At 61.5% G+C, this 11449-nt stretch carries 10 protein-coding genes and 1 tRNA gene; 8 read left to right on the top strand and 3 right to left on the bottom strand.

Annotated elements, in window-relative coordinates:
• Nucleotides 1–44: 44 nt before the first annotated feature.
• From CIC12_RS29230 to CIC12_RS29220, 3 genes are all read right to left on the bottom strand, one after another.
• Nucleotides 45–1298: an IS256 family transposase gene (locus tag CIC12_RS29230; protein WP_168665893.1), complete on the bottom strand. Its 1254-nt coding sequence runs from the start codon at nucleotides 1296–1298 to the stop codon at nucleotides 45–47.
• A gap of 377 nt (nucleotides 1299–1675) precedes the next feature.
• A complete protein-coding gene (locus CIC12_RS29225) occupies nucleotides 1676–2140 on the bottom strand; it encodes a hypothetical protein (RefSeq protein ID WP_168669449.1) in 465 nt (154 codons plus the stop codon).
• 301 nt (nucleotides 2141–2441) lie between these two features.
• The gene (locus CIC12_RS29220) at nucleotides 2442–3287 is read right to left on the bottom strand and encodes a FadR/GntR family transcriptional regulator (RefSeq protein WP_168669447.1); all 846 of its coding nucleotides are present in this window, start codon (nucleotides 3285–3287) and stop codon (nucleotides 2442–2444) included.
• 272 nt (nucleotides 3288–3559) lie between these two features.
• Here CIC12_RS29220 and CIC12_RS29215 point away from each other — a divergent pair, with 272 nt between their 5' ends.
• From CIC12_RS29215 to CIC12_RS29180, 8 genes are all read left to right on the top strand, one after another.
• Nucleotides 3560–4768, top strand: coding sequence for an ABC transporter substrate-binding protein (locus CIC12_RS29215; protein WP_168669445.1), 1209 nt, complete (start codon nucleotides 3560–3562; stop codon nucleotides 4766–4768).
• Between the two features lie 91 nt (nucleotides 4769–4859).
• Nucleotides 4860–5720 (top strand): branched-chain amino acid ABC transporter permease, encoded by an 861-nt coding sequence (locus CIC12_RS29210; RefSeq protein WP_168669443.1) that lies wholly within the window; start codon nucleotides 4860–4862, stop codon nucleotides 5718–5720.
• Nucleotides 5717–6793 (top strand): branched-chain amino acid ABC transporter permease, encoded by a 1077-nt coding sequence (locus tag CIC12_RS29205; protein ID WP_168669441.1) that lies wholly within the window; start codon nucleotides 5717–5719, stop codon nucleotides 6791–6793. The genes CIC12_RS29210 and CIC12_RS29205 overlap by 4 nt, the downstream gene beginning before the upstream one ends.
• A complete protein-coding gene (locus CIC12_RS29200; RefSeq protein ID WP_168669439.1) occupies nucleotides 6790–7557 on the top strand; it encodes an ABC transporter ATP-binding protein in 768 nt (255 codons plus the stop codon). The genes CIC12_RS29205 and CIC12_RS29200 overlap by 4 nt, the downstream gene beginning before the upstream one ends.
• Nucleotides 7554–8255: an ABC transporter ATP-binding protein gene (locus tag CIC12_RS29195; protein ID WP_168669437.1), complete on the top strand. Its 702-nt coding sequence runs from the start codon at nucleotides 7554–7556 to the stop codon at nucleotides 8253–8255. Before CIC12_RS29200 ends, CIC12_RS29195 begins: the two co-directional genes overlap by 4 nt.
• Nucleotides 8256–8288: 33 nt before the next feature.
• Nucleotides 8289–9569 carry a Zn-dependent hydrolase gene (locus tag CIC12_RS29190; RefSeq protein WP_168669435.1) on the top strand — a complete coding sequence of 427 codons (1281 nt, stop codon included), beginning with the start codon at nucleotides 8289–8291 and terminating at the stop codon, nucleotides 9567–9569.
• A complete protein-coding gene (locus tag CIC12_RS29185) occupies nucleotides 9566–11056 on the top strand; it encodes a M81 family metallopeptidase (RefSeq protein ID WP_168669433.1) in 1491 nt (496 codons plus the stop codon). Before CIC12_RS29190 ends, CIC12_RS29185 begins: the two co-directional genes overlap by 4 nt.
• Nucleotides 11057–11134: 78 nt before the next feature.
• A tRNA-Val gene (locus CIC12_RS29180) sits at nucleotides 11135–11211 on the top strand.
• The last annotated feature ends 238 nt before the right edge of the window (nucleotides 11212–11449 follow it).

The raw sequence follows: 11449 nt of genomic DNA, 5'->3' as shown, positions 1-11449 counted from the left end.
GGACGTGTCAGGAATTTCGTGTGCTGAGGTCGCTGTAAAAAGTCTCAGCTGATGGCGTTGGTGAAGCGCTCGCCGAACAGAATGGCGAACTGATTGACCGCTTGCCGCCAGGTGATAGGCGGCATCTTCCAATCCTTTTCGATGTTGCGCAAGGCCAGATACAGCAGCTTGCTGGCGGCTTCGTCGCTGGGGAAGTGGCCGCGGTTCTTGACGATCTTGCACAGTTGCATGTGCATGCTCTCGATGGCGTTGGTCGTATATATAATCCGACGCACTTCGGGCGGATAGGCGAAGAACGGGATCACCTGCTCCCATTGACGCTGCCACATCGCCGCCACGGTGGGGAATTTGCGGCCCCAGTCGCTTTGAGCGAAGGCTTCGAGCGCGGCTGCCGCCGCTTCGGCCGTGGCGGCCTGATAGATCGGCTTGAGCGCGGCAGCCAACGGCTTGCGGTCTTTCCAGCTCGCCAGATTCAGCGAATTGCGGATCAAATGCACGATGCAAGTCTGGATCTGCGCGGCCGGATAAACCGCCTCGATCGCTTCGGGAAAGCCGCGCAAGCCATCGACCACCGCAATCAGGATGTCGTGCAAACCGCGGTTCTTCAGCTCGTTGAAGACCTTTAGCCAGAACTTGGCGCCTTCGGTCTGTTCGATCCATAGGCCCAGCACTTCCTTGCGGCCATCGGCGCGGATACCCAGCGCCAGGTACACCGCCTTGTTTTTGACCGTGCCTTCGTCGCGAATCTTCAGCCGCAGAGCGTCGAAATACACGATCGGATACATCGCCTCAAGCGGTCGTTGCTGCCATTGCTCGACTTCAGCCAGCACTTCATCGGTGACGGTGGAGATCAGGTCGGGCGACACTTGCAGTCCGTACAGCTCCAGCAAGTGGCCCTGGATCTCGCGCACGCTCATACCGCGCGCGTACATGCTGATCACATGGTCGTCGAATCCCGGCAATCGACGTTGGTATTTGCCGACCAGTTGCGGCTCGAACGTCGCCTGCCTGTCACGCGGGATATCCAGATTCAACTCGCCATTGGGCGTGATGACCGTCTTCGGGCTCGTGCCGTTGCGGTGGTTGCCGGCGTTGCCCTGCTCGGCCTCAGCCGTCAGGTGATGCGTCAGTTCGGCCGCCAGCATGCGCTCGGCGAGTTGCTTCTTGAGCAGGCCGGCCAAGCCCGATTCACCGAGAATCGACTCGGCATCCTTGTTCTGCACCTGGGCCAGCAGTTGATCAATCAGTTCATCCGGAAACAGCTTCGGCGTGCTCGGTTTCTTGCTCTTCTTTGTCATGCTTGTTGTTTCGGTCATAAGGGCGTTCCTTTCGGTATCGTCTCATGACCTCGGCACAAAGAAAACTGACAGGCTCCGCAGATGGAGTGCGGTCGCAGGCCACCCGGTCGCGCCCCGCAACGCATGCCGCATCAGCGCACCTGGCGCTCACCCATCTCATCCCCGCGGCGAACTGAACGCCAGCCCGTTCGCGGCCTGTGCGCCTTCCTGAATTCGTAGTCAGAGAACTTCAGCCGCTCTGGCGCCTTCCCCTGACCTGACTCGCACCCCACCTGCTCATGAGTTAATCACCGAGCTACCCCAGTTCCCTACACCGGTGAATTCCCAGAAATCTGCCGACAAGTTTTTGCCTCGCAGTTCACCGCCTCTCAACCCGACTAAGCTCGCTTACGCACTGGCGTTTGATCAGGCACACCAGCGACGAAGCGATCGAGCCGTTCACTCGCCTCTGTGATGGCCCAAAGAGGCGCACTGTGCAGTTGTCGGTCATAATTGGTGGCTAGCAGCGCAAAAAGCGCGAACCCCGCGTCGTCCAATCGCCACTCGCCGGTCTGCTGGCCTATATCGAACACCGCCGACACAGCGCGGTCCGCCGCGCCGAGTTCCTCGTCGCTAATCGAGCCGAAGCTGGACTGCGCCAAAAAGCCGGTCAGCAGCATGACCTGTGTGAGCGTCTGCGCGTCGGATTTGCTGCCGATGCCACGGCGCAATGCGTCGAGCGCCAAGTGTACCCGCAATGCGAGGTCGTCGGCGATCGACCGAGCGATCGGTAACAGCATGGCCTTGGCATGCCGCGCGCGCGTCGCACCAGCGTTGCGGGAAAAGGGAATAGGTTGTGCCATGAAGATCCGGTGGTTGTACCTGTGCAGATGCAATAACGGCGCGGTCCGGAAAAGGTTGAGCCCTCGTTGTCGATCCCCCTGATTCCCGACCGCAAACGCCGGTTGGCAGACGCTTTCACACGAATTGCGCTCGCCCCGCCGGATCCTCCATGTATCTTCAATTGATTCAGGTGATGCATTTCGGCAGATCTCCCTGGCGCCGCGTGCTTCACCACGAGATTTTCTGCTACGAACGGCAATGGAAGAATGAGCGAAAAGTCGCTAACAGTGCCCAGTCCACGTCTGCGGAAAGCTAAACGTTTCACTCCTCCCCATTTCCATCCGGCGGTGCCACACCGCGCCCCCGCACCCGTCGACGAATCTCCGAATCCAGAATCAGACGTCCCCGCAGTTTTCCTTTCATCCGCTTCACGTAACGTGGCGCCTCGGTCATGTGGATCACCATCAACTCACGCACCTTCTCGACGTTGCGCTCACGTGCCGCTTTCGTAATCGCTTTGTGAATCTTGACGTTCGCCTGACCGAACCGTTCATGCTCGGCCTGCGGCGTGTCGTTACGAAATTCGATGAGCTGCCGGATCATTTCATTGATCAGCTCGCAACTGAAACGCAGAAACGGGTTCGGGTTAGCGGCTGCCAGAATGTCATGAAAGTTCACGTCTTCCTGACGTTGCCGCACGATGTCCTGACCGCCACGCGACGACGCGGGGCGATCGCAGCACGCAATGCTCGCTTCGAGTGCGTCGAAATCCTGCTCGGTCAGATGCGGGACGGCGCCCGCCGCGAGTTCCGGCTCCAGCAATTTGCGCACGGTGTAGATGTCATCGATCGACACGTCCTTAAAGAACAGATAGTTCTGCAACAGCTGCAGCGTGCGATCGAGCGGCACTTCCACCACCATGCCGCCGCCACTCGGGCCAGTCGTCACCTTGATCAGACCTTGCACCTCGAGTGACTTCAACGCTTCGCGAATCGTACTCTTGCTTACCGAAAAGAGTTGCTGCAACTCCACCTCGCGCGGCAGGCGATCACCCGGCTTCAGGTCTTTCTCAGTGATGAGCCGCTTGATTTCTTCCGCGACCAGATCGCCGCGCTTCTGCTGTTTGATCTCTATCGCGGCGCCAGCCTTGGTTCGGTCCGTAGCCATATTCGATTCTCCCAGTTTGTCCCGCACGATTCCCGATCGATCCGCCGGCCACGTCCCGCTCAAGAGCGACAGTGGGATACGGCCAGGAATATTGCCTTATTGACACTCGAATTTATTGTACCTACGATCAAGTCCATTCTATTTATCATGATAAATAGAACAAAGCCCAGGAGGTGGAAAACTTCAAGCGGCCAGCAAGCCCAGGCAGTCGGTCGCATCGCGTGTGCAGTTTCGTAGCCGGTCAGTGCGTGTCTCTTTCAAGGAGCGTCATTTTGAATCGCCGAAATATGTTGAAGCTGGCCGCGTTGTCGGCCGTTCCGGGGACGTTCGGCTCGCTGGTCGCGCGTAGCGCGTTCGCGCAGGCTGGCACCGTGCAGTTCGCATGTCCGGTGCCGATGTCGGGGCCGTTCGCCGCGAACGGAAAATATGCCGACCTCGGCATGAAGCTGGCCATCGAGCAATACGGCAAGGTTCTTGGTCAACCGCTCGCCTATACGGTGCTCGACACAGAGGGCAAGCCCGCTACCGCGGTGCGTCGCGTGCAGGAAATCGCGCAGCAAAAGAACGCCCGCTTCTTTGCGGGCGGTATTTTGTCCTCCGAAGCATTGGCGATGGGCAAGGAAGTACAGAAGGCCAGCGGCATTTTCATCACGACCGCGGGCGCAGACGAAATCACCGGCAAGGACTGCAATGCCGCCACGTTCCGCTGGTCGGTGCCGACTTACGGCGCGATCGAGCAGACCGTGCGGCCGCTGATCCAGACGTTACCGAAAGCAAAACGCTGGTACACCATCACGCCGCAATACGTCTTCGGCGACGGCTTGTTGGCCGCAGCCAAAGCGATCTTCAAGGAGAAGGGCATCGAGCACGTGGGCAACAGCTACCACTCGCTCAATGAGAAGGAATTCAGCGGTTATCTGACGAATGCCGTTGCCGCGAAGCCTGACGTCCTGCTGATTCTGAACTTCGGCTCGCAATCGTCCGATACGCTTCGCCAGGCCGTGAGCTTTGGCATGAAAAACAACTGCACGATCCTGATGGCATGGGCGTCCGGTCTCGAGCAATTCGAATCGCTCGGTGCGGACCTGTGCGATGGCGTCTATTTTGGCGCGCAGTATTGGCATGGCATCGATTCGCCGCTCAATCGCGATCTCGTCAAACGCGCCAATACGGCATTCAAGGCGAACCCCAACTATAGCCTCGCCGGGTCCTATATCTGCACGAAGATCCTGCTCGACGGCATCATCAAGGCGGGGACGGTCGATCCAAAGAAAGTGGTTGCCGCACTCGAAGGCATGAAATACGACGGTTTGACCGGTCCGGAAGAAGTTCGCGCGGGCGACCATCAGGTGCTGAAGAACTACTATTTGCTCAAGGGCAAGGCGAAGAGCAAGATGAAGAGCGCCGACGACTACGCGGACATCGTTAGCTCCGGGCAGTCCTTCCTTCCGCTCGACAAGACCGGCTGCAAGATGTCGTGATGCCCTCGTGCCGCACGCAAGCGCGGCACGTTCATCGCAATCGCGAGCCGGCATCGCGACACCTCTTCGCCACATCCATCAGACGGACGCCATGAACGTTTATCTTCTGCAGATCGTCAACGGCATCGGAGTGGGGATGCTGTATTTCCTGCTCGCAGTCGGTTTGTCGATCGTATTCGGGCTGCTGCGTTTCGTGAATTTCGCGCACGGCGCGTTCTATCTGCTCGGCGCGTACTTCTGCTATCAGGCGATGCAGTGGTCGATGAGTTTCTGGACGGCGCTGGTCGTCGTGCCGATTGTGGTCGGCGTGCTTGCGTGGGTCATCGAGAAACTGATTCTGCGGCACGTCTATGCGCAGCAGCACGAGTTTCACATTCTCGTAACCGTCGGCCTCGCGCTCGTCGTGCAGGAATGCGCGATCCTGATCTGGGGGCCGCTCGGCGATAACGTTGCGGTGCCCGACATACTGAACGGTGTGGTGATCTGGGGCAGCTTCGTTTATCCGAAGTACCGGCTGTTCGTGATTGGCTTTACTGCCGTGCTGGCCGCGCTCTTATGGTGGGTGCTGGAAGGTACGCGACTCGGCAGCGCGGTGCGTGCCGGCAGCGAATCGACCGAGATGGTGTCGCTGCTCGGCATCAACGTATTGCGCGTTTTTAGTCTCGTGTTCGCGCTCGGCGCGGCAACCGCGGCACTGGCGGGCGTGCTGGCCGCCCCGATTCGTGGCGTCGATCCGTTCATGGGCATCGAAGCGCTCAGCGTTGCATTCGTCGTGGTCGTGGTGGGCGGCATGGGTAATTTTCTCGGTGCGCTCGTCGGCGGTTTGCTGGTGGGGATCGTGCAAAGCGTGATGAGCACCTTATGGCCCGAAGGTGCGCGGCTGATGATCTACGTCGCGATGGCCGCGGTTCTACTGCTGCGCCCGAACGGTTTGCTGGGGAGGGCGGCATGATCGATTCATCGAAGCCCGCCGTGCAAAGCATTCACTCTTCATCGACGCCACGGGGCTCGAAGCACACGCTGCATCGCTACCGTTTCCTTCTGCTTGCGCTGCTGGTCGTGTGCGTCTTGCCACTCACACTGCGCTCCGGCTCGCTCGCCACGGAAGTGCTGGTGTTTGCGCTCGCCGCACTGGGCTGCAATCTGCTGCTCGGTCACACAGGCTTGCTTTCGTTCGGGCAAGGTATCTTCTTCGGACTCGGCAGCTATTGCGCGGGACTGGTGCTCACCAAAGCCGCGTTGCCGGTGTCCGTTGCGCTGCTCGCGTCGGCTGTGATCGGCGCCGCGGCAGCCGCCATGGTCGGCTGGTTTTCGATTCGCCAGCGCGGCACGTACTTCGTGATGTTGACGCTCGCGTTCGGCCAGCTCTTCTATTTCCTGGCCTATACCACGCCCGATCTGACCGGCGGCGACAATGGCCTGCTCGACATTCCGCGCCCTGCGCTGAGCCTGCTTGGCAAAGCGCTCGTCCCGTTGACGTCGCCGTGGCAATACTACGGCTTCGTTGCAGTGCTCTTTCTCGTGGTGTTCTGGCTGTTGATGCGCGTATCGCATTCGGTATTCGGCCGCACGTTGCTCGCGATTCGCGACAACGAGGCGCGCGCGGCGGCAGTAGGCTACGACGTCAAGCGCTTCAAGCTGATGGCGTTCGTGATTTCAGGTGCGGTTACCGGACTCGCGGGGGCGCTTCATGCGCTGATGACCGGCATCGCGCCGCTCTCGAACATCGACTATCACACGAGCGAGATGATCCTCGTGATGACGGTGATCGGCGGCACCGGCAATCTGTTTGCATCCGTCCTGGGCGCGGCGTTCTACGTGCTGTTCGCCGACTGGCTTTCGACGCTGTGGCCGCGCTGGCTGTTGCTGCTCGGCATCGTACTGATCGCGGTCAGCCTGTTCATGCAGCGTGGACTCTGGGGGCTGGGCGAGCGCATCTGGCACGCACTGCGCGGCAAGCCATCCTCCGGCGCGGACAATGATGCGCACGACACTGGCGACGGCGCGAACAAGGAGGCCGCATGAGCGAAGCCATTCTGCGAGCGAACGGCATAGTAAAGCGCTATGGCAAATTCACCGCGCTCTTAGATGTGAATCTGAGCGTCATGCCGCGCACCGTGCATTCTGTGATCGGTCCAAACGGCGCGGGCAAGACCACGCTCTTTCACGTACTGACCGGCACGCTTCCCATCACCGAAGGCAAGATCGTCTTTGACGGCCACGACGTCACGCGTGAACCCGATCATAAGCGCGTGCGCCGCGGCGTCGCGCGATCATTCCAGGTGACGAGCCTGTTTGCCAATCTGAGCGTACGCGAGAACCTGCGCCTCGCCGCGCAAGGCGTCGATGCGGTGCGCGCGCTGAATGCGTGGACGCCGCCGCACGGTGCGCTCGCGCATGCGGACACCGTCGACAGTGTGCTCGAAAGGCTCGCATTGCAGCGTCTGAGCGAAGTCCCGGCGGCCGCGTTGTCGCATGGTCAGCAGAGGCGGCTCGAAGTCGGCATGGCGCTCGCGGCGCGGCCCAAGGCGATCTTTCTGGACGAACCGACCTCGGGCATGGGCATCGACGATCTCGACGACATGAAGCAACTGATTCGCGGCCTGCGCGACGATTACACGGTCGTGCTGATCGAACACAACATGGGCATCGTGATGGACATCTCCGACACGATTACCGTGATGCAGCAAGGCCGCGTGCTGGTTGAAGGGCGGCCGGACGACATTCGCGGCGACGAGCGCGTGCGCAGCGCGTATCTTGGCAATATGATCACCGGAGGCCGCGCATGATTCTCGACGTGCAGCAGATTCACGGCTTCTATGGCAAGAGCCACATTCTGCAAGGCGTGTCCTTGCAGATCGGCGATGGTGAAACGGTCACGCTGCTGGGTCGCAACGGCGCGGGCAAATCCACCACGCTCAAGGCGATTGCCGGCGTCGTCGCGCCACGACGCGGCGAGGTGACGTTCAACGGCGCCCGGATCGACGGCATGCCACCGCACAAGATCGCCTCGCGCGGCGTGTGCTTCGTGCCCGAGCATCGCGGCATCTTCCGTCTGCTCACGGTCGAAGAGAACTTGCGGCTCGGCGCACGCAAGGATTCGCCGTGGCAGCTGGACGACATCTATCGCATCTTTCCGCGCCTGAAGGAACGCCGCACGAACGGAGGCGCACAACTGTCCGGCGGTGAACAGCAGATGCTCGCGATTGGCCGCGCGCTGATGAATCACCCGCGTCTGCTGATGCTCGACGAGCCGGTGGAGGGACTGGCGCCGGTGATCGTCGAAGAAATCGTCGCGCAGCTCAAGCTGATCCGCGAAGCGGGCGTGGCCATTCTTCTGGTCGAGCAGAACCTCGAAGTCTGCACGCAGCTCGCGGATCGCCACTACATCATCGAACAGGGCGTGATCGTCTATTCGGGCGGCAACGCGTCATTCTCCGCGGACGAGTCGATCAAGGACCGTTATCTCGGCGTGGGCGTCGTTTGACGCTGGCGCTGTCTTCAATACGAGGAAGCATCGATGCAAGCTCATGAATCAACAACCGTTGCGACGCCTGCCGATTTGCGAGTCGATGGTGCGCGTCTGTGGGACAGTCTCATGCAACTCGCGCAAATCGGCGCCACCGAGAAAGGCGGCGTGTGCCGGCTCGCGTTGACGGAGCTGGATCGCCAGGGGCGCGAGCTTTTTATCGCGTGGGCGAAAGAGATCGGCTGCACTGTGCGGATCGATGCGATCGGCAATATCTTCGCGCGCCGCGCGGGTTTGCGCGAGGACCTGCCGCCGGTGATGACCGGCAGCCACATCGACACGCAACCGACGGGCGGCAAATTCGACGGCAATTACGGCGTACTTGCGGGTCTCGAAGTGCTGCGCACGCTGGCCGAGGCCAACGTGCAAACGCTTGCGCCGCTGGAAGTCGCGGTGTGGACCAACGAGGAGGGCTCGCGCTTCGTGCCGGTGATGATGGGCTCGGGCGTATTTGCCGGCGCGTTCACGCTGGAACATGCGCTTGAGCAACGCGATCGCGAGGGCGTGTCGGTGCGCGACGCGCTGGCGGCGATCGGCTATGCCGGTGAGGACGGGAAACCACATACCGTCGGCGCGTATTTCGAAGCGCATATCGAACAGGGGCCGGTGCTCGAAGCGCACGATAAAACCATCGGTGTCGTGCAGGGCGCGCTCGGTCAACGCTGGTACGACGTGACGGTGCAGGGCATGGAAGCGCACGCGGGGCCGACACCGATGGAGCTGCGCCGCGACGCGCTGCTCGCCGCGGCCGATCTGATTCACGCGGTCAACCGCATCGCGCTCGATCACGCGCCCCACGGCCGTGGCACGGTGGGCTGGCTTGACGTGCATCCGAACTCACGCAACGTCATTCCGGGCCGCGTGACGCTCACGGTCGATCTGCGTGCGGCCGACGACGCGACGCTCACCGCGATGGACACCGCCTTGCGCGCCGCATGCTCGACGGCGGGCGAACGAGCGGGCATCGCTATCGACGTCGAACAGGTCGTGTATTTCCCGCCGCAGCCGTTCGCGGCGAACCTGGTTGCCGCGGTGAAGCAGGGCGCCGACGCGCTCGGCTTTTCGTCGATGGATGTGATCAGCGGCGCGGGTCACGATGCCGTCTATCTGGCGCGCGTTGCGCCCGCCGCGATGATTTTCGTGCCATGCAAGGACGGCATCAGTCACAACGAAATCGAAGACGCGCGCGCCGATCATCTCGAAGCCGGCTGCAACGTGCTGTTGCAGGCGATGCTGGATGCCGCATGGAAGCTCGGGAGCGCAAACGCATGAAGATCCTCATCGCGCGGATGAATCACGAGACCAATACGTTCTCGCCGGTGGCGACGCCGCTCGCCGCATTCGGCCGCAACGGCCCGAGCTATGGTCAGGACGCGTTCAACGACAACAAGGGCATGCAGACCGCAATGGCCGCGTTCATCGACGCCGCCGGGCGCGAGCGTGCGGAGATCGTCACGCCGATATCCGCTTCGGCGAATCCGAGCGGACCGGTCGAGGCCGCCGCTTACGATGCGATCTGCGACGCGATCGTCGCGGCGGCGGCCGGCTGCGACGCGGTGATGCTCGATCTGCACGGCGCCATGGTCGCCGAGAATTCGAACGACGGCGAAGGCGATCTGCTCGAACGCGTGCGCGCCTTGCTGCCCAATGCGCCGATCGCGGTCGCACTCGATCTGCACGGCAACGTCACGCAGAAAATGATCGACAACGCGGATGTGATCGTCAGCTTCAAGACCTATCCGCACGTCGATATGTACGAGACAGGCGCGCACGCGGCGCGCCTGATGTTCGATCTCGTGCATGGCAAGACGAAGCCGGTGATTGCATGGCGTCAGCCGCCGCTGCTCACGCACACGCTGCGCAGCGCGAGCGCCGAAGGCGCGATGAAACGCGCGGTGGATGCCGCGCGTGCGGCTGAGGCCGACGGCATGCTGGCGGTGTCGGTGTTGTCCGGCTTTTCGCTGGCCGATATCGCCGCGCCCTGCATCAGCGTCGTCGTGGTAGGGGACGGCGCGCTTGATGAGGCCGAAGCGGTGGCGGAGCGCATCGCGCGGCAGATCTGGGACGAGCGCGAAGATTTCGTCTATCGCAGCGCGCCACTGGCGGAGTCGGTCGCGCAAGCGGCCTCGCTCGCGCAGGGCGCCGACAAACCCGTGCTGTTGCTCGATCACGGCGACAACTGCATGTCGGGCGGCACGTGCGACACGATGGATCTGCTCGAAGAAGCGTTGAAGCAGAAGCTCGAAGGCATCGTCAGCGGGCCGTTGTGCGATCCGCAAGCGGTCGCTGCGTTGATGTCGGCGGGTGTCGGCAGTACGGTGACCGTGACGATCGGCAATAAGGTTGCGAGCGACGCGTTGACGCCGCGCCCGCCGCTTGCCGTGACCGGCGTGGTACGTGCTCTGACCGACGGCGAATACGTGATCAGTGGTCCGACATACACCGGGCAGCGTGCTTTCATGGGACGTGCCGCGGTACTCGACACCGGCACCGTGAAACTCGTGATGACCGAGCGCACGCACGAACCATGGGACCTGGGCGTGTTCGAGAGCGTCGGTATCGATCCGCGGCGCGCGCGTTTTCTGCTGCTCAAATCGCGCATGTACTGCCGGCCTGTTTTCGTGCCGATCGCCGCGGCGCTGGTGGAGTGCGATAGCCGCGGCGTCACGAGTTCCGACTACGGGCTGTTTGCCTTCGAGCACGTGAAGCAGCCGGTTTATCCGCTGGATACGGCCACCGAATGGGCGCCTGCGAATTGAACGGTACCTCCGCGTGGTCGAAATAACGATAGGGGCTTGTGCTGTTCGCGCGGACTCACTATAATTCGCGCTCTCTAAAGGCTCGTAGCTCAGTTGGTTAGAGCACCACCTTGACATGGTGGGGGTCGTTGGTTCGAATCCAATCGAGCCTACCAACGCATCAGTGACGTAGACGAAAGCGGTTCCGCTTTCGTCTACGGTGCTGTCAGTTTCTTTCTTCTGCATTGCTCCCATTCGTTTTGCCGCCTGACTCCGTCACGAGTGCTATTGCGCGTTCACGGCCTCCGCATTGCGTCGTCTTTGCCAATGCGCGGTACAGTTGAGGCTTCCCCTTCCCGTTTTCGCAACTGAATAAACTGCCGTCAGTGCATCACGCGGTGCCGGCAGATTGAA

The sequence above is a fragment of the Paraburkholderia sp. SG-MS1 genome, assembly GCF_012275575.1.
Taxonomy (GTDB): domain Bacteria; phylum Pseudomonadota; class Gammaproteobacteria; order Burkholderiales; family Burkholderiaceae; genus Paraburkholderia.
This window is presented reverse-complemented; position numbering and strand designations above follow the sequence as displayed.